Source organism: Flagellimonas crocea (assembly GCF_033441595.1).
GTDB classification, from domain to species: Bacteria; Bacteroidota; Bacteroidia; order Flavobacteriales; family Flavobacteriaceae; genus Flagellimonas; species Flagellimonas crocea.
Genome location: NZ_JAUZVX010000001.1, coordinates 426,274 through 445,721 on the forward strand (window position 1 = coordinate 426,274; position 19,448 = coordinate 445,721).

The following is a 19,448-nucleotide window of genomic DNA, read 5'->3' on the forward strand; positions in this document are numbered from 1 at the left end:
TCAAGTTAAAAAATAAGAAAGTTAATATCGTTATAGCTTAGGCCAAACCAATCGCCCACAGATTTGTTGGTCAGAATACCATGGTACATATACAGGCCGTTGCGTAATCCTTTGTCAAATCGGAGAGAATGTTCAAGCCCGCCTTCTTCCCCAATTTTCAATAAATATGGGGTAAAAATGTTACTGATGGAGACGGAGGATGTCCGAGGATATCGGGATGGAATATTGGGCACACAGTAGTGTACAACACCATATTTTTCAAAGGTGGGTTTGGTGTGGGATGTCACTTCCGAAGTTTCAAAACAGCCTCCCATATCAATGCTCACATCAATAATCACAGCTCCTTTTTTCATATTTTCCACCATTGAGCTCGAAACCACAACGGGCGAACGGTCTTTGCCCCGTGTGGCGCCAATGGCAACATCGCAGCGCTTTAAGGACTTTATCAAATTTTTAGGCTGCACTGTAGAAGTGTACAAGGTTTGGTTCAAGTTGGTCTGTAGGTTGCGGAGCTTACTGATGGAGTTGTCAAAAACCTTGACATTGGCCCCGAGCCCTAAAGCCGACCGCGCCGCAAATTCCCCTACGGTACCTGCACCTATGATCACGACTTCCACTGGGGGCACACCACTGATGTTCCCGAACATCAACCCATTGCCCGTATTGGGGTTGGACATCAGTTCCGAAGCGATCAAAATCGAAGATATCCCGGCAATCTCGCTCAACGACCGTACGGCAGGGTAGTTGCCATCATCATCACGGATGTATTCAAAAGCAATGGCGGTAAGCCTTTTTTTGGCCATTACCTCAAAATAATCCTTTTTCTGGGTCTTTATCTGCAGGGCAGAGATCACGATAGTCTGCGGATTTATAAAATCAATTTCCGAAAGCGTAGGAGGCTCCACCTTTAAAATAATAGGGCAGGAGAATACTTTCTTGGTGTCCCTGGTAATCTCGGCCCCTGCATTGGTATAATCCAAATCTGAAAAATTGGCCCCCTCACCGGCACCTGACTCTATAAGTACCCGATGCCCATGTGCCGTAATGGCATTGACAGCATCCGGTGTAAGACATACCCGCTTTTCTTGATATTGGTTTTCCTTGGGGATACCAATAAAAAGTTCTCCTTTTTGTTTTACGATCTCCAGGGTTTCTTCTTGGGGCAGCAATTGCTGTTTGCTAAAAGGCGAGGAAGTTTGGCTCATAAGGGGTAAATCTATTCAAAATACCATGAGGTATCTGAGCAAATTTACATTTTTTTTGAAACGGTCTTTTGACGCCGTTCCAGTTTCTCGCGTTCCTTGCGCAATTCTTCTTTCTCCTTCAGTATTTGAAGTTCGGTATCCATAGCGTCCAAGTCGATGCCATGCACGTGCTTGTCCACCAGTTTTATCCTGATAAAATATACCACAGGTACAACCACCATGGTAACAGCCACAACATAGAGGATTTCGTTCTCATCAATTCGCTCACTATTGGAGTAGTTTAATGCAGTGAACAATTGAAAACTGTACATAGACAACGGTATTAAAATGGCATGGTACCACCAGTTTTTGGAAGTCACAAACCAAATCACCAATAGTAATAAGGGAACAAACTTGTTAAAGTAATAATAGATGGCGGTAGCTACCTCACCAAAATTATTCTCTTTGAACTCGATTCCAAAATAGGTCCAAGTTGTACTACCGGGGGGGATAGGAAGATATTTGTAACAATAAAACAATAAGGGAGTTATTGCAATTATAAACGCAACAGCACCTTCTATTATAAATCGTTTTCTTACCGTAGACTTTTTGCTCATCACTTTTGTAAACTCAAAAAATCCAGGAATATTGTAAAAAAATAACCCCTTCTTATAAAAAAAGGGGTTAAGCGGTTGTTGGATAAGAAGTTAAACTTAGATTCTAACTAGCTTCTTCTTCTCAATGCTTACTGTTTGATTGTCGTCAAAGGTAACTGTAGTAGATACAGCGGTCATTGCCAAAAATGCAACAGCTAGCAATCCAAAAAAAACTTTTTTAGTGTTCATCGTAAAAGAGTTTTTGGTTAATAAATGAATTCATTCACAGAACAAATGTAGGAAAATATCTCAACTATCCCTACCATTAATCGATAAAATTTGTTTTTTAACGTAAAAAATAAACGCTTTATCGAAAATGACTTGCTCTGTACAATAATTGCTTTTGAAGATAGAGTGATTGACCTTTAAGAAATATTTAACTCGATTGAACGTGTGTTTTCCTCGATAAAGCGCAGGAATATGCCCACGGAATCATCGGGCAACAGCGATGAAATTTTTTCCGGCCATTCTATAAACAACCAGGCGCCTGAATTCAAGTAATCCTCAAATCCCATATCCAGCGCCTCCATTTCATCGTTGATTCGGTAAAAATCAAAATGATAGGCCAATGGGGCATCATTATGTCCGGAATATTCATTAACGAGCCCAAAAGTAGGGCTATTGGCCACATCTCCGGCACCGAGTTCTAGTACCATAGCTTTGATCAAGGTGGTTTTGCCCACTCCCATGTCGCCATAAAAACAAAGGACTTTGTTCGGGACTTCTTGTAGTAATTCCTTGGCTACATCTTTAATTTGTCCCAGTTGAAAGGTTTTTTTCAAAATCATATTTATTTAGGGTCCAAAACTACAAACGGAACGATCATTTCTTCCAAAGACACGCCCCCGTGCTGATAGGTGTTTCTGTAATATCCCACATAGTGGTTATAGTTGTTAGGGTACGCAAAAAAGAGATCGTTCTTGGCAAAGATATAACTGCTGCTCAGGTTGATATTGGGCAAATGGATTTCTTGCGGATTCTTCGTGGCAAGCACATCCTTGTCCTGATAGGTCAAGCTCTTACCGGTTTTGTAGCGCAAGTTCAAACTGGTTTCCCTGTCCCCGATTACTTTGGAGGGCTGTTTTACGTTGATGGTCCCATGATCCGTGGTCAATATCAGCTTCATACCAAGATTTTGTGCCTGTTGAATGATTTCCAACAAGGGAGAGTTTTTGAACCAGCTCAGCGTTAGAGATCTATAGGCCTTATCGTTGGATGCCAGTTCCTTTACCACTTCCATTTCGGTCTTGGAATGGGAGAGCATATCCACGAAATTATAGACGACCACTGTAAGGTCGTTGTCCTTTTGCGACTTGAAATTTTGGGCCAGTTGTTTCCCCTGTTTCAGGTTGTTTATTTTATGGTATTCCCAATTGAAACTGAATCCCAATCGCTTGAGCTGTTCCCCTAAAAAATCGGACTCAAAAAGATTTTTCCCCCCATCATCCGTATCGTTTTTCCACCAATCCGGATATCTTTTTTCCATTTCGGAGGGCATCAGGCCCGAAAAAAGGGCGTTACGGGCATATTGTGTAGCCGTGGGCAGAATACTGAAATAAGCACATTCCTGCTTTTTCTTGTAATGGACGGAGAGGGTTTTCTCAAAGGCCAGCCATTGGTCGTACCTTAAATTATCGATGACCACCAATAGCGTTTTGTTGTCTTCCAGTTCGGGTTGGATTTTATTTTTGAAAAGCGTGTGCGACATTACCGGGGCATCCCCATCTTGGAACCAGCTTTTGTAATTTTTGTCTATGAATTTACTGAACTGTGCATTGGCCTCCACCTTTTGGGATTCCAATATCTCGAACATCCCAGAATCTTCGATTTGTTCCAGCTCCAGTTCCCAATAGATCAATTTTTTGTAAAGTTCCACCCATTCCTCATAAGTGTTTATCATGGAAAGGTCCATGGCAATTTTTCGAAATTCCTGTTGGTAGTTCGCCGTGGTTTTTTCCGACACCAAACGGGAGTTGTCCAAGCTCTTTTTCAATGAGAGCAGAATTTGATTAGGATTGACAGGTTTTATAAGATAGTCGGCGATTTTGGACCCAATGGCCTCGTCCATAATGTATTCCTCTTCACTTTTGGTGATCATTACCACGGGGATGGAAGCATCATATTTTTTTATCTCGGTAAGGGTTTCCAAACCGGATAGGCCGGGCATATTCTCGTCCAAAAAAACAATATCGAAAAACGTTTCCTTGATCTCCTCAATGGCATCTTGTCCACTCTGGCTGGTGACCACTTTGTAGTTCTTGCTTTCAAGAAATAATATATGTGGTTTTAGAAGGTCTATCTCATCATCGACCCAAAGAATTGTTATCTTGTTCATATAGTAGTTATCTTTGTGGGAATTAAAACAAAAATCCTTGGTAAAAACCAATAAACTTAATGTTTTCAACGATCCAATTTACGGTTTTATTGGAACTCCCAACGAACTAATCTTTAGTCTAATCGCGCATCCTTACTTTCAAAGGCTGAGGAGAATTTCCCAAATGGGGCTTTCTTTCTTGGTATATCCAGGTGCGCACCACACCCGGTTCCACCACGCTTTGGGAAGCATGCATTTGATGACGAAGGCCATACAGGTCCTGAGGCTAAAAGAAGTAGAAATAACTACTGAGGAAGAAAAAGGCCTGTTGTGCGCCATTTTGCTTCACGATATTGGCCATGGACCATTTTCGCATGCACTGGAAGGTTTTGTGGCCAAGGAAATAAGCCACGAAAAAATTTCCCTTCGATTTATGATGGAGTTGAACAAGGAGTTTAATGGCGAACTGGATGTGGCAATCTCGATTTTTCGGGGGGACTATCCCAAACCATTTCTGAACCAACTCGTGTCCAGTCAATTGGACATGGACCGTTTGGATTACCTGAAGAGGGACAGTTTTTATTCTGGTGTCACGGAAGGGAACATCAATTCGGAGCGCCTCATTTCCATGCTGAACGTTGTGGAAGGCAATCTGGTAGTGGAGGAGAAGGCCATTTATGCCGTCGAAAAATTCTTGATGGCACGCAGGTTCATGTACTGGCAGGTATATCTTCATAAAACAGGATTAGTAGCGGAACAACTATTGGTCCGGATCATGCAACGAGCAAGATTGCTTTTGATTGAAGGGGAGCAACTTCCGGCAAGCCAGTCCTTGTTGTTTTTTCTGAAAAATAATGGGTCACTGGATTTTGGGGCCGAGGTTTTGGAAACTTTTGCCGAACTGGACGATATCGATATCCTAGGGGCTTTGAAAAACTGGCAGCATCACGATGATTTTGTGCTTTCCAAGCTCTGTAAAATGATCTTGGACAGGAAACTTTTGCACGTAAAAGTGAAAAAGAAACCAATGCCAGATGAAAAAATCAAGGAAAAATTGGATTGGATCATGGAAAAGCATGATCTTACACTTGAAGAAGCCTCCAATTTTGTGTTTCAGGGAGAAATCTCCAACAAAGCCTACAGCAAAGAAAAGGCCATTCAAATTTTAAAAAAGAACGGAAGAATTTCAGATGTTTTAAAGGAGTCGGACCAACTTAGCCTAAAAGCATTGGCCAAAACCGTCACCAAATATTATAGCTGTTATCCAAAGAAAGCCGTTTGACAAATTTTGTTACTTTTGCACCAATGAAATTTACAGCTACCCAAATTGCCGGAATCTTAGAGGGGGAAGTTGAGGGAAATCCTCAAATCGCTGTCCATAAATTGTCGAAAATTGAAGAGGGCGAACAAGGTTCTTTGACCTTTTTGGCCAATCCAAAATACACATCCTATATATATTCCACTAAGGCATCCATTACCATAGTAAATAAAGACTTTGTCCCTGAACAATCACTGTCCACTACATTGATCAAAGTGGACGACGCCTATAAATCCTTTTCCAAATTGTTGGAGTACTACAATCAGGTCAAAAACAATAAGGTAGGAATTGAAAACCCGTGCCATGTTTCGCAAAGCGCAAAATATGGAGAGGGCTTTTATCTTGGTGCTTTTGCCTATTTGGGCGAAAACGTTACCATTGGCGACAACGTCAAAATTTATCCCAACGCCTACATTGGCGACAATGTGATCATAGGAAACAACGTGATTGTGTTCGCTGGGGCAAAAATATATTCGGAAACCGTTATTGGCAACAACTGTGTTGTACATGGAGGAGCCATTATCGGTGCGGATGGATTTGGATTTACCCCAAATTCGAACGGAGAATACAGCAAGGTACCTCAAACAGGAAATGTCATCATTGAAGACAATGTGGACATTGGAGCGGGTACCACCATTGACCGTGCAACGCTCGGTTCCACGATATTGAGAAAAGGTGTGAAATTGGATAATCAGATCCAAATAGCGCACAATGTGGAAATTGGTGAAAATACTGCCATAGCGGCCCAAACCGGGGTTGCAGGCTCCACCAAGATAGGGAAAAACTGTCTGATCGGCGGGCAAGTAGGTATCGTAGGGCACATCACCATTGGTGATAGGGTCCGCATACAGGCCCAATCCGGAATCGGAAGAAACGTTAAAGATGACGAAGTGCTCCAAGGATCGCCAGCCTTGAACTATGGGGACTTCAACAAATCATATGTACACTTTAAGAATTTGCCGAAGTTGGCAAATCAAATCTCCAACCTAGAAAAAAAAGTTGAAGGTGAGCAAACCAAGTAACAAACAACGCACCATAGCCAAAAAAGTAACGCTACAAGGTGTAGGACTGCATACAGGCGAAAACGTGACCATGAGCTTTCTTCCAGCAGATGCAAACCATGGGTATGCATTCAAAAGAATTGATTTGGAAGGTGAACCCATAATCGAGGCGGATGCCAATTATGTGGTAAATACCCAGAGGGGAACCAATTTGGAGAAGAACGGCGTAAAGATCCATACTTCCGAACATGTACTCGCTGCACTGGTGGGATTGGATATTGACAATGTTCTGATTGAACTGGATGCACCGGAGCCTCCAATTATGGACGGTTCTTCCAAGTTTTTTGTGCAAGCTTTGGAAGAAGCTGGCATTGTGGAACAAGACCAAGAGCGTGAAGAATATGTGGTAAAAGATGTGATATCCTATAAAGATGAAACCACCGGAAGCGAAATCACTATAATCCCTGCGGACGAATACCAAGTGACCACGATGGTGGATTTTGGAACAAAGGTTTTGGGCACTCAAAATGCGACTTTGGAAAAAATGTCCGATTTTAAAGAGGAAATAGCAGATTCACGTACCTTCAGTTTTCTTCATGAGCTAGAAATGCTGTTGGAAAACGGTCTGATCAAGGGAGGCGACCTCAATAATGCCATTGTTTATGTGGACAAGGAAATATCCGAATCCACCATGAAAAAATTGGAAAAGGCCTTCAACAAGAAAAAACTTTCGGTAAAACCCAACGGTATTTTGGATAACCTCACACTTCACCATCCAAACGAAGCGGCACGTCACAAGTTGTTGGATGTTATCGGAGATCTTGCCTTGGCCGGTACACGTATCAAGGGAAAAGTGATTGCCAATAAACCCGGGCATTTTGTAAATACACAATTTGCAAAGAAACTTTCCAAAATAGCCAAAATCGAAAAAAGGAACAAGGTCCCCAGCTATGATCTGCACCAAGAACCTTTGATGGACGTGAACCAAATAATGGAGCGCCTGCCGCACCGTCCACCCTTCCTTTTGGTCGATAAGATATTGGAACTCTCCGACACGCATGTGGTGGGAGTCAAAAACGTGACGATGAACGAACCATTTTTCGTAGGTCACTTTCCAGGAGCACCTGTTATGCCCGGCGTACTCCAAGTTGAGGCCATGGCCCAAACTGGAGGAATCCTTGTGCTCAGCACGGTTCCCGACCCGGAGAACTACCTTACCTTTTTTATGAAGATTGATAAGGTGAAATTTAAACAACAGGTAGTTCCGGGAGACACTTTAATATTTAAATGCGATTTGATATCTCCCATACGTAGGGGAATTTGCCACATGCAGGCCTATGCGTACGCCAACGGAAAATTGGTTTCCGAGGCGGAGTTGATGGCACAGATCGTAAAAACAAAAAATACAGATTCGTAGATGAACCAACCTCTAGCATATGTACATCCAGGAGCAAAAATCGCCAAAAATGTGGTGATCGAACCCTTCACGACCATACATAATAATGTAACCATCGGAGAGGGAACTTGGATAGGTTCCAATGTAACCATTATGGAAGGTGCCAGAATCGGGAAAAACTGCAGTATTTTTCCAGGGGCCGTCATTTCCGCAATGCCTCAAGACCTTAAATATCAGGGTGAGGAGACAACAGTTGTAATTGGTGACAATACAACAATCAGGGAATGTGCCACGATTAACAAAGGTACTTCCGATAGGATGAAAACGGTGATAGGAAATAATTGTCTGATTATGGCCTATTGCCATGTCGCACACGATTGTTTTGTGGGCGATGGCTGTATCTTCAGTAACAACTCCACTTTGGCAGGTCATGTTACCATCGGTCAGAATGTGGTTTTGGCAGGTATGGTTGCTGTGCATCAGTTTGTTTCCATTGGAAACCACGCTTTTGTAACAGGTGGTTCTTTGGTGCGTAAAGATGTGCCTCCATACGTAAAAGCAGCAAGAGAACCTTTATCCTACGTAGGGATCAATTCCATTGGATTGCGGCGAAGAGGTTTCGAATCGGATAAGATTCGGGAAATCCAAAATATTTACAGACTACTTTATCAACAAAACTATAACAATTCCCAAGCGGCATCCATTATTGAAGCTGAGATGGAAGCAACTCCCGAGAGAGATGAAATCCTTCAATTTATAAGAGATTCGCAACGTGGAATTATGAAAGGTTATTTCAGTTCAAATTAAATTTATGGCAAGTACTTCTGATATAAGAAAGGGATTGTGCATTAGGTACAATCACGATATCTACAAGATTGTAGAATTTCTTCATGTTAAACCTGGTAAAGGACCTGCATTTGTCCGAACCAAATTGAAAAGTGTCACTACCGGAAAAGTGATAGATAACACTTTTTCCGCAGGACATAAGATAGAGGATGTCCGTGTGGAAACCCGAAGCTACCAGTTTCTGTACAACGAAGGTGAGACCTATCACTTCATGAATACGGATGATTACACACAGATTGCTTTGCAAAGGGATGCTCTTGATGCATACGATTTGCTAAAAGAAAGCGAAGTCGTCACAATCATTTTCAACGCCGAGGACAATATGCCACTTTCTGTTGAAATGCCTGCAAGTGTAGTATTGGAAGTAACGCACACCGAACCCGGTGTCAAAGGAAACACGGCAACCAATGCAACCAAGCCGGCTACCGTTGAAACAGGAGCGAGTATTAATGTGCCTCTTTTCATCAATGAGGGTGACAAGATTAAAATTGATACTGAAAAGGGAGCTTACTTGGAACGTGCGAAAGAATAGCTTGGAATGAAATTCCCTAAAACATATACTTTAAAGGAAATTTCGGAAATCATTGCTGCCGATTTTGTCGGGGATGAAAATTTTCCTGTACTCGGTATGAATGAAATCCATGTGGTGGAAGAAGGGGACATCGTATTTGTGGATCATCCCAAATATTATGATAAAGCCCTTCAATCAAAGGCAACGGTGGTGCTCATCAACAAAGAAGTTGAATGCCCGGAAGGGAAGTCATTGCTCGTTTCCGATGACCCTTTCAGGGATTTCAACAAATTGACCCGTCATTTCAAACCTTTTCAAACTGCGGCTGCATCAATAGCTGAATCAGCAGAGATAGGGGAGGGAACCGTTATTCAGCCCAATGCATTCATTGGCAACCACGTAAAAATTGGTAAAAACTGCGTGATCCATCCGAACGTAACCATTTATGATGGATGTATCCTCGGCGACAATGTCACCATCCATGCCGGAACCGTTTTGGGTGCCGATGCGTTCTACTACAAGAACAGACCAGAAGGGTTTGACAAGTTGCTTTCCGGTGGAAACGTTGTAATCGAGAACAACGTGGATATTGGTGCCGGGTGCACGATTGACCGAGGGGTAACAGCTTCAACAACAATTAAAGAAGGTTCCAAACTGGATAATCAGATTCAAGTGGGGCACGATACGGTCATTGGAAAAAAATGTTTGATTGCTTCCCATGTTGGAATAGCGGGCTGTTGCATTATCGGGGACGAAGTAACCCTTTGGGGGCAGGTCGGGATAACCAGTGGGGCTACGATAGGTAAAAAAGCCATTATCTTGGCGCAATCTGGGGTTTCCAAATCACTGGAGGGCAATAAAACCTATTTTGGATCTCCTGCGGAGGAGTCCAGAGAAAAGCTAAAACAAATCGCAGCCGTCAAAAAGATTCCTGAAATCTTGGAAAAAGTAAAAAAGATTTAACAAATCAATAGATAAAAACTTTAGTAAACCATATTTTTGTATCTAGATTAAGTAAAACATATGAGCGTCTTAGTAAACAAGGATTCAAACATAATTGTACAAGGATTTACCGGTAGTGAAGGAACATTTCATGCCGAACAAATGATTGAATACGGAACCAACGTGGTTGGTGGTGTGACCCCCGGAAAAGGTGGTCAAGAACATTTGGGAAAACCAGTTTTCAACACAGTTGAAGAAGCTGTAAAAGAAGTTGGTGCCGACACCACAATTATTTTTGTTCCGCCCGCATTTGCTGCCGATGCCATTATGGAAGCTGCCGATGCAGGAATCAAAGTAATCATTACCATTACCGAAGGAATTCCAGTAGGGGATATGGTAAAGGCCAACGATTACATCAAGGACATGGACTGCACATTGATCGGTCCAAACTGTCCTGGCGTCATTACTCCCGGTGAAGCGAAAGTTGGTATAATGCCAGGATTCGTTTTCAAAAAAGGAAAAGTTGGTATCGTTTCCAAATCCGGAACATTGACTTACGAAGCTGCTGATCAAGTGGTTCGTCAAGGATTGGGAATTACTACGGCTATCGGAATCGGTGGTGACCCCATTATCGGAACCACAACAAAACAAGCTGTGGAGCTTTTGATCAACGACCCAGAAACCGAATGTGTAGTTATGATCGGTGAAATTGGAGGCCAATTGGAAGCCGAAGCAGCAAGATGGTACAAAGAGAGTGGAAGTAAAAAACCGGTCGTTGGATTCATTGCCGGGGAAACAGCTCCTGCCGGACGTACTATGGGACATGCCGGTGCCATTGTAGGCGGTAGCGATGATACGGCCCAGGCCAAGAAAAAAATCATGCGCGACTGTGGTATTCACGTGGTGGATTCACCCGCAGAAATCGGTTTAAAAGTGAAAGAAGTGGTTGGGTAACCAATCGTTAAAACCATACTAAATCCCGTTTTATGCGGGATTTTTTTTCGTCTAAACATAAAACAACAACTATATTTGGTCATTAACCATTCAAACACAATCATTGTATGAAACTTTTGGAAGGGAAAAACGTAATTATAACAGGAGCCAGTCGGGGAATAGGTAGAGGAATTGCCGAAGTATTTGCAAAGCACGGCGCCAATGTCGCATTCACATACAGTTCCAGCGAAGCCCCGGCCTTGGAATTGGAAAAAGAACTGTCCAAAATGGGCGTAAAGGCCAAGGCCTATAAAAGTAATGCCGCCAGTTTTGAAGAATCTGAAGCACTTGTTGCCAAGGTTTTGGAGGATTTTGATGGCAAAATTGATGTACTCATCAATAATGCGGGAATAACCAAGGACAACTTGTTGATGCGTATGGGCGAGAATGATTTTGATACGGTTATCGAAACCAACCTGAAATCTGTTTTCAATATGACCAAAGCTGTTCAACGCACTATGTTGAAGCAGCGCAAAGGTTCCATAATCAATATGAGTAGTGTGGTGGGTGTAAAAGGAAATGCTGGACAAACCAACTACGCAGCATCCAAAGCGGGTATGATCGGTTTTACTAAATCCGTAGCCTTGGAATTGGGATCAAGAAACATCCGTTGCAATGCCATTGCCCCTGGGTTTATTGAAACAGAAATGACCGAGAAACTGGACGAAAAAGTAGTACAAGGATGGAGAGAGGGCATTCCGTTAAAACGAGGTGGAAGTCCAGAAGATGTTGCCAATGCATGTGTATTCTTGGCATCTGACCTATCCGACTACATAACAGGACAGGTATTGAATGTTGATGGTGGAATGTTAACATAAATGAATGGTGTTGAGCACGGTACTTCTTATTGTTTTAGCAGTTGCTGCCGCGCTTATCCTTGTCTATTTTCAATACTTCTATAAAAACCCAAGAAAGGGTTCACTTAAGATACTATTGGCCGCATTAAGGTTTGTCACCTTGTTTTGCGGCCTTTTACTTTTAATAAACCCAAAGTTTGTAAGCAAGGATTATTTTGTTGAAAAAGCCAATTTGATTCTGGTAGTGGATAATTCCACTTCTATGCAAGATGCTTCATCCCAGACTGATATTTTCCAAGCTATCCAACAAATTAGTCAGAATAATGCTATAAACGAAAGATTCAACATCCATCAATACGGGTTTGGCAATACCATTTCTGCTAGCGATTCTATTCAATTTGATCAGAGCAATACCGATATTTCCAATGCACTCAATACCTTAAACGAAGTATTTGTCAACGGAAATAATGCTTTTGTGTTGTTTTCCGATGGCAATCAAACTTTGGGAAGAGATTATGAGTACATCACGCTCAATGAAAATTCAACCGTAAACCCAGTTGTCGTTGGGGATACGACCCAGTATGAAGATATTTCAGTAGGGCTTATCAATGTAAACAAATACGCTTTTTTACGCAATAGCTTTCCTATAGAATCTACAATTCGTTACCAAGGTAGCCGAGCGGTATCCAGTACGGTAACTATTTCCATCAATGGAAGCAGGGTGCACCAAGAACGCATAAACTTTAGTGCTACCAAGAATAGTCAAACCTTGAACACCTTGGTGGAGGCGCAAAGTGTGGGCATCAAAACCATTAAAATTGAAGTGGGGACCATGGAAAACGAACGTAATACCGCCAACAATTCCAAGGAAACCGCCATTGAAGTAATCGACGAAAAAACCAATGTGGCCATCGTTTCGGATATGTTGCACCCTGATATCGGGGCATTGAAAAAATCCATCGAATCCAACGAACAGCGCTCAGTTACCCTTTTAAAACCCAACGTCAGTCAATCCGAATTGGAAGACATGGGATTGATCATTTTGTATCAGCCCAATCGAAATTTTAGAAGTATTTACGAGTTTATCAATAATTCAGGTGCCAACCATTTTACCATCACTGGAAGCAAAACGGATTGGAACTTTTTGAACGGTATTCAAGAGAGCTTCACCGTTTCGGGTAGCAGACAAGCAGAGGATATTTTACCTGTTTTGAACAACGCCTTCGGGTTATTTGGTCTTGGCAATTTTGCTGTTGACGGATTTCCACCCTTAAAGGGAACCTTGGCAGATATTCAGTTGAACAAAGAAAGTGAAACATTGATGTTCCAGCAATTGCAGGGCATCAACCTTGAAAAGCCTTTATTTTCAATTTTGACCGAATCCAACACAAAGGAAGCCGTTCTTTTTGGAGAGGATATTTGGCGTTGGCGGGCCCAAGTGTACCGAAATGAGCAAAGCTTTGACATTTTTGATGAATTTATCGGGAATTTGATGGTGTATCTGGGCTCCAACAAACAGCGCAATCGTTTGGAACTGGACTATGAATTGGTGTTTGACAATGCGAGTATGGCCAAGATCAGGGCTTCCTATTTTGATGAAAGCTATCAGTTTGATTCCAATGCCAACATTTCCATTTCTATCAAAGGAAGGGAGAACGATTTTTCACGGACTTCGCCAATGTTGTTGAAGGGCTCTTTTTATGAAGTGGACCTGAGTGATCTGGGAGCAGGGGAATATCAATTTACGGTAACGGTCCAAGAGGAAAACCTGAACAGTTCCGGGACATTCAGGATTTTAGACTTTAACCCGGAAAAGCAACTCGTTTCTTCCAATTACCAAAAAATGGGTCGCTTGGCCGCAAAAAACAGAGGGGAGTTGTACTATCTGGACCGTTTGGAAACATTGCAATCTGACTTAAATTCTTCACAACGGTTTCTTCCAGTCCAAAAGAGCAGGGATAATGTTGTATCTTTAATAGATTTCCGTATTTTACTTGGACTGATAGTCATTTCACTCGCATTGGAGTGGTTTATCAGAAAATATAATGGACTAATATAAAACCATATACAAATGGATAAATTACCAAAGATTGCGTTACCAGCATTGGCAGCGATTATTTTATTAATTATTATCATTTCAAAATCAGCGATCACTATTGGATCGGGTGAGGCAGGAGTACTTTATAAAACGTTTGGAGGCGGTGTTGTTACCGATGAACCTCCATTGGGAGAAGGTTTCCATTTGGTTGCACCTTGGAATAACGTTTTTGTCTACGAAGTAAGACAACAGGAAGTTTTTGAAAAAATGCAAGTACTTTCCTCCAATGGACTGGAAATTAAACTTGATGCCTCTGCCTGGTTTCAACCAGAGTATGAATCCTTGGGAAAATTGCACCAAGAAAAGAGTGAGCTCTACAAGGACCGTATCCTGTTGCCCGCTATCCGTTCTGCTGCACGTAGTGTGGTGGGCAGATACACACCTGAGCAACTATATTCCAGTAAGCGGGATGCCATTCAGCAAGAAATTTTTGAAGAAACAAGAAACATTGTTGGCGATCAATATATTCAATTGAACCAAATTTTGGTCAGGGATGTTACCCTCCCGCCAACCATAAAGGAAGCCATTGAGCGCAAGCTGAAGCAGGAACAACAATCCTTGGAATACGAGTTTAGATTGATCACAGCCGAAAAGGAAGCCCAAAAAGTTCGGATTGAAGCCCAAGGTAAGGCAGATGCCAATAAAATATTGAGTGCATCCCTTACAGATAAGATATTACAGGACAAGGGTATAGATGCAACGCTTAAGTTGGCGGAATCACCAAATGCCAAAGTGGTTGTTGTAGGTTCGGGCGATGACGGATTGCCATTAATTTTGGGAAATAACTAAATTCTCCTTTTTTGATATAAAAATATATCCTATTTTTGGTGCATAATGAGAAATAAAAACACACATCATCATTTTTATACTTGCCCTCAAGCGAGATAGAAATGTATTGTTGTTTTTAAAATATATTCTAACCCGTTTGAGAAATCAAACGGGTTTATTTTTTGTACCCATTTGATTTTTCGGACAAAACGATTAAAAAATGACAAAAATTAGAATTGCAGTCCAAAAAAGTGGCCGATTGAACGAGGATTCCCTCGCTATTTTAAAAGATTGTGGAATTTCCATCGATAATGGAAAGGACCAGTTAAAGGCCACCTCAAGAAATTTTCCTTTGGAAGTTTTTTATTTACGGAACGGGGATATTCCACAATACCTGAGAGATGGGGTAGTGGACATTGCCATTATCGGGGAAAATGTTTTGATTGAAAAAGGAAAGGACATTTCCATCGCGGAGCGTCTTAATTTTTCCAAATGTCGCGTGTCCTTGGCCGTGCCCAAGGGCGTAACCTACAACTCCATCAAAGATTTTGAAGGCAAAAAAATTGCCACTTCGTACCCGAACACCGTAAGGGAGTATTTGGAATCCAAAGGTGTAACAGCAGATTTGCACATCATCAACGGTTCGGTGGAAATCGCACCAAATATTGGCTTGGCGTATGGAATTTGTGACATTGTTTCCAGTGGCAGCACGTTGTTCAAAAACAATTTAAAGGAAGTGGAAGTGATGTTGAAAAGTGAGGCCGTATTGGCGGTATCACCCACCATTTCCGAAGAGCGCAAGGAACTGTTGAAGAAAATCCAATTCAGGATCAAATCGGTATTGCAGGCGCGGAACAACAAGTATGTTTTGATGAATGCCCCCAACGATAAATTGGATAAAATCATTTCCATTCTTCCTGGAATGCGCAGCCCCACCGTTTTGCCTTTGGCAGAAGAAGGATGGAGCTCCGTGCACACCGTAATCAATCGGGAGACCTTTTGGGAGGTTATCGATGAGCTGAAAGCAGCTGGTGCAGAAGGTATTTTGGTTTGTCCAATTGAAAAAATGGTATTGTAATGCAACGTATCAACTATCCACAGCCTACGGAGTGGGAAGAAATCTTAAAGCGACCTACCCAGACCGTTTCCGATATTGAGGAAATTGTCAATAGTATTTTTAAGGAGGTCCAGACCGGGGGCGATACCGTCATCAAAAAATATACGGCCCAGTTTGATAAAGTGAGTTTGGAATCACTTTTAGTGAACGATGCTGAGATTGATAACGCCAGTAATTCTGTTTCTGATGCGTTGAAACAAGCCATCACGCTGGCCAAATCCAACATTGAGAAATTCCATGCGGCACAGAAAACCTCAAAAATAGAAGTTGAAACCATGCCTGGTGTGGAGTGCTGGCAAGAAAAACGCCCCATCCAGAAAGTGGGATTGTACATTCCTGGGGGAACAGCGCCACTTTTTTCTACAATTTTAATGTTGGCTATTCCTGCTACATTGGCGGGATGCAAAGAAATTGTGCTCTGTAGCCCACCAGATAAAAATGGGGAAATCAATCCAGCGATTTTATATACGGCCCAATTGTGCGGTGTAACACAAATATTTAAAGTAGGTGGCATTCAAGCCATTGCAGGGATGACCTTTGGAACGGAGAGCATTCCGAAAGTGTACAAAATCTTTGGCCCTGGGAATCAATATGTGACCGTCGCAAAACAACTGGCCACCCAATACAACGTGGCTATCGATATGCCCGCGGGTCCAAGTGAATTGTTGGTGGTTGCTGACGATTCTGCCAATGCGGCCTTTGTGGCCTCGGATTTGTTGAGTCAGGCCGAGCACGGGGTGGACAGTCAAGTGATTTTGGTCTCCACTTCAGAAAAGTTGGTTAAGGCTGTTGAAAAGGAAATCGAAAATCAGATACAACTTCTGCCCAGAGAAGAAATCGCTCGTAAATCCATCGGTAACAGCAAGCTCATTCTAGTCAAGAATGACCAGGAAGTATTGGATTTGATTAATGAATATGGTCCAGAACACTTTATTGTTTGTGTGGAAAATGAGGATTTTTATCTCGGGAACATTCAGAATGCGGGTTCGGTCTTTATTGGAAACTATACGCCAGAAAGTGCAGGGGATTATGCTTCGGGCACCAATCATACCTTGCCCACAAACGGCTACGCGAAACAATATAGCGGTGTGAACCTGGATAGTTTTATGAAGAGCATGACCTTTCAGAAAATATCCGAAAAAGGCATCAAAGGTATCGGAACTGCCATTGAACTGATGGCCGAAGCGGAAGGGTTGCAGGCACATAAAAATGCGGTAACCCTTAGATTAAAAAGTTTAAAATAATGGAAGGGTTTGATTTAAATAAGTTGGTGAGGGAATCGGTTCTTAAGCTACAACCGTACTCTTCCGCGCGCGACGAGTATGTCTCGGATGGTTCGGAGATGATATTTTTGGACGCCAACGAAAATCCCTTCGATAATGGCGTCAACCGCTACCCAGACCCATACCAGCGAAGTTTAAAATCGTTGTTGGCAGAGCAGAAAGGGGTGTCGGAAAATCAAATTTTACTCGGGAATGGGAGCGACGAGGTCTTGGATTTGATCTACAGGGCGTTTTGTGAACCGAATCAGGATAATATTATCACGCTGCCACCAACTTACGGAATGTATAAGGTGCTGGCAGGCATCAATGCAGTTAAAAACAAGGAGGTGCTGCTATCCAATGATTTCGAACCCAATGTGGATGAAATTTTAATGGCGGTGGATATCAAAACCAAGTTGTTATTCATTTGTTCGCCAAATAATCCTACGGGCAACGCTTTCAAAAAAGAAGCAATCGAGCAATTGCTGAAATCCTTTCAGGGTTTGGTGGTGATTGATGAAGCTTATATCGATTTTTCAAAGGATGAAAGTTGGTTGTCGAAATTGGATAACTATCCCAATTTGATTGTGACCCAAACGCTGTCCAAAGCCTATGGATTGGCTGGTATCCGATTGGGCATATGCTATGCATCAGAAGAAATTATCGGTGTTTTGAACAAAATCAAACCACCCTACAATGTCAACCAATTGACGCAGCAACGTGCCTTACAACGGGTGTTGAACCAAGACTTGGTCAATAAAGAGGTGCAACAGATTCTTGATGAAAGAGATGAATTGATTAATGCTTTGAACGGTTTGGAATTTGTAAAGGAATTATATCCAACCGATGCTAATTTTGTGTTGGCCAAAGTTGACGATGCCAACAAACGCTACCAACAACTATTGGATAAACAAGTGGTGGTGCGGAACCGAAGCACACAGCCGCTCTGTGAGAATACGTTGCGATTTACCGTAGGCACACCAGAGGAGAACAAAAAATTGATAGCCATTTTAAAAGAATTGAACTAATGGGCAAAAAAGTATTGTTTATTGATCGTGACGGAACCATCATCAAGGAAACTGTGGATGAGCAGATAGATGCTTTTGAAAAAATGGTTTTTTACCCCAAGGTATTTACTTATTTGGGCAAAATTGCCAAAGAGTTGGATTATGAATTGGTCATGATCACCAATCAAGATGGCCTTGGTACCGACATTTTTCCTGAAGATACGTTTTGGCCCGTGCATAATTTCATCATCAAAGCTTTTGAGAACGAAGGTGTGATTTTCGATAATGTTTTTATTGACAGAACCTTTCCAAAAGACAACGCCAATACCCGAAAACCAGCTACGGGTATGTTGACCTCCTATTTTTCCGATGAATATGATTTAGCGAATTCATTTGTGATCGGTGACCGTTTGACGGATGTGGAATTGGCCAAAAATCTGGGTGCCAAAGGAATCTTTATCAATGATGAAACACATTTGGGCACAGGGGAAATTACAGTAAAACGTGAAGAATTGGATGAGTACATCGCTTTGGAAAGCAACGATTGGGAGAAAATTTATGAATTCCTAAAATTGGAGAATCGTGTTGCGGAAATAACCCGAAAAACTAACGAGACCGATATCTACATCAAAATCAACCTTGACGGCACAGGAAAAAGTGACATCAATACAGGTCTGGCGTTTTTTGACCATATGTTGGACCAGCTAGCTAGGCACGGACAAATGGATTTGGAAATCAAAGTGGATGGAGACCTGGAGGTGGATGAGCACCACACCATTGAAGATACTGCGATTGCCTTGGGCGAGCTGTTTTCCAAAGCCTTGGGGAATAAATTGGGAATTGAACGATATGGTTTTGCATTGCCCATGGATGATTGTCTTGCACAAGTTGCCATTGATTTTGGCGGACGGAATTGGTTGGTCTGGGATACCGAATTCAAACGTGAAAAGGTGGGGGATATGCCAACGGAAATGTTCATGCACTTTTTTAAATCGTTTACCGATGGCGCCAAGGCCAATTTGAACATCAAGGCCGAAGGAACCAACGAACACCATAAAATCGAGGCCATATTCAAAGCTTTTGCCAAGTCCATTAAAATGGCGGTAAAACGGGATGCTGAAAAAATGGTGCTGCCCTCTACCAAGGGGATGCTATAAAAAACTGTTATTTCGAAGGAGCTTACGACTGAGAAATCTAGATTTTTCGCTTTGCTCGAAATGACAAAAGATTAAAGAATA

Annotated in this window: 18 protein-coding genes; 14 read left to right on the top strand and 4 right to left on the bottom strand. The window is 42.1% G+C overall.

Annotation, left to right across the window (positions count from 1 at the left end; all coding sequences use genetic code 11):
- Nucleotides 1-5: 5 nt before the first annotated feature.
- From SD449_RS02000 to porX, 4 genes are all read right to left on the bottom strand, one after another.
- A complete protein-coding gene (locus SD449_RS02000; RefSeq protein ID WP_318308369.1) occupies nt 6-1,205 on the bottom strand; it encodes an alanine dehydrogenase in 1,200 nt (399 codons plus the stop codon).
- 44 nt (nt 1,206-1,249) lie between these two features.
- A complete protein-coding gene (locus tag SD449_RS02005) occupies nt 1,250-1,801 on the bottom strand; it encodes a hypothetical protein (RefSeq protein WP_318308370.1) in 552 nt (183 codons plus the stop codon).
- 404 nt (nt 1,802-2,205) lie between these two features.
- The gene (tsaE, locus tag SD449_RS02010) at nt 2,206-2,622 is read right to left on the bottom strand and encodes a tRNA (adenosine(37)-N6)-threonylcarbamoyltransferase complex ATPase subunit type 1 TsaE (protein WP_318308373.1); all 417 of its coding nucleotides are present in this window, start codon (nt 2,620-2,622) and stop codon (nt 2,206-2,208) included.
- Between the two features lie 8 nt (nt 2,623-2,630).
- Entirely contained in the window at nt 2,631-4,175 is a 1,545-nt protein-coding gene (gene porX / locus SD449_RS02015; RefSeq protein ID WP_318308374.1) for a T9SS response regulator signal transducer PorX, read from the bottom strand.
- A 37-nt stretch (nt 4,176-4,212) separates the two neighbouring features.
- Between porX and SD449_RS02020 the strand changes: the two genes are divergently transcribed.
- The 14 genes from SD449_RS02020 to hisB all read left to right on the top strand — a co-directional run bounded on the left by SD449_RS02020 (nt 4,213) and on the right by hisB (nt 19,367).
- A complete protein-coding gene (locus SD449_RS02020; RefSeq protein ID WP_318308375.1) occupies nt 4,213-5,436 on the top strand; it encodes an HD domain-containing protein in 1,224 nt (407 codons plus the stop codon).
- Nucleotides 5,437-5,459: 23 nt separating this feature from the next.
- A complete protein-coding gene (lpxD, locus tag SD449_RS02025) occupies nt 5,460-6,494 on the top strand; it encodes a UDP-3-O-(3-hydroxymyristoyl)glucosamine N-acyltransferase (RefSeq protein ID WP_318308377.1) in 1,035 nt (344 codons plus the stop codon).
- The gene (locus SD449_RS02030) at nt 6,478-7,890 is read left to right on the top strand and encodes a bifunctional UDP-3-O-[3-hydroxymyristoyl] N-acetylglucosamine deacetylase/3-hydroxyacyl-ACP dehydratase (RefSeq protein WP_318308379.1); all 1,413 of its coding nucleotides are present in this window, start codon (nt 6,478-6,480) and stop codon (nt 7,888-7,890) included. Before lpxD ends, SD449_RS02030 begins: the two co-directional genes overlap by 17 nt.
- Nucleotides 7,891-8,676 carry an acyl-ACP--UDP-N-acetylglucosamine O-acyltransferase gene (gene lpxA / locus SD449_RS02035; RefSeq protein WP_108246092.1) on the top strand — a complete coding sequence of 262 codons (786 nt, stop codon included), beginning with the start codon at nt 7,891-7,893 and terminating at the stop codon, nt 8,674-8,676.
- A 4-nt stretch (nt 8,677-8,680) separates the two neighbouring features.
- Nucleotides 8,681-9,247 carry an elongation factor P gene (gene efp, locus SD449_RS02040; RefSeq protein WP_166248035.1) on the top strand — a complete coding sequence of 189 codons (567 nt, stop codon included), beginning with the start codon at nt 8,681-8,683 and terminating at the stop codon, nt 9,245-9,247.
- A gap of 6 nt (nt 9,248-9,253) precedes the next feature.
- Nucleotides 9,254-10,189, top strand: coding sequence for a UDP-3-O-(3-hydroxymyristoyl)glucosamine N-acyltransferase (locus tag SD449_RS02045; RefSeq protein WP_318308382.1), 936 nt, complete (start codon nt 9,254-9,256; stop codon nt 10,187-10,189).
- 60 nt (nt 10,190-10,249) lie between these two features.
- The gene (gene sucD, locus SD449_RS02050) at nt 10,250-11,122 is read left to right on the top strand and encodes a succinate--CoA ligase subunit alpha (RefSeq protein ID WP_318308383.1); all 873 of its coding nucleotides are present in this window, start codon (nt 10,250-10,252) and stop codon (nt 11,120-11,122) included.
- Between the two features lie 107 nt (nt 11,123-11,229).
- Nucleotides 11,230-11,979, top strand: a complete 750-nt coding sequence (fabG, locus tag SD449_RS02055; RefSeq protein ID WP_318308384.1) for a 3-oxoacyl-[acyl-carrier-protein] reductase — start codon at nt 11,230-11,232, stop codon at nt 11,977-11,979.
- Nucleotides 11,980-11,983: 4 nt separating this feature from the next.
- On the top strand, nt 11,984-14,017 hold the full coding sequence (locus SD449_RS02060) for a VWA domain-containing protein (RefSeq protein ID WP_318308385.1): 2,034 nt from the start codon (nt 11,984-11,986) through the stop codon (nt 14,015-14,017).
- A 12-nt stretch (nt 14,018-14,029) separates the two neighbouring features.
- Entirely contained in the window at nt 14,030-14,845 is an 816-nt protein-coding gene (locus SD449_RS02065) for a prohibitin family protein (protein WP_318308386.1), read from the top strand.
- 199 nt (nt 14,846-15,044) lie between these two features.
- Complete coding sequence (hisG, locus tag SD449_RS02070) at nt 15,045-15,902, top strand: ATP phosphoribosyltransferase (RefSeq protein WP_207031647.1); 858 nt, start codon at nt 15,045-15,047, stop codon at nt 15,900-15,902.
- Entirely contained in the window at nt 15,902-17,185 is a 1,284-nt protein-coding gene (gene hisD, locus SD449_RS02075) for a histidinol dehydrogenase (RefSeq protein WP_318308388.1), read from the top strand. Before hisG ends, hisD begins: the two co-directional genes overlap by 1 nt.
- Nucleotides 17,185-18,231 (top strand): histidinol-phosphate transaminase, encoded by a 1,047-nt coding sequence (gene hisC, locus SD449_RS02080; protein ID WP_318308389.1) that lies wholly within the window; start codon nt 17,185-17,187, stop codon nt 18,229-18,231. Before hisD ends, hisC begins: the two co-directional genes overlap by 1 nt.
- Nucleotides 18,231-19,367 (top strand): bifunctional histidinol-phosphatase/imidazoleglycerol-phosphate dehydratase HisB, encoded by a 1,137-nt coding sequence (gene hisB / locus SD449_RS02085; RefSeq protein WP_318308390.1) that lies wholly within the window; start codon nt 18,231-18,233, stop codon nt 19,365-19,367. Before hisC ends, hisB begins: the two co-directional genes overlap by 1 nt.
- Nucleotides 19,368-19,448 lie beyond the last annotated feature (81 nt).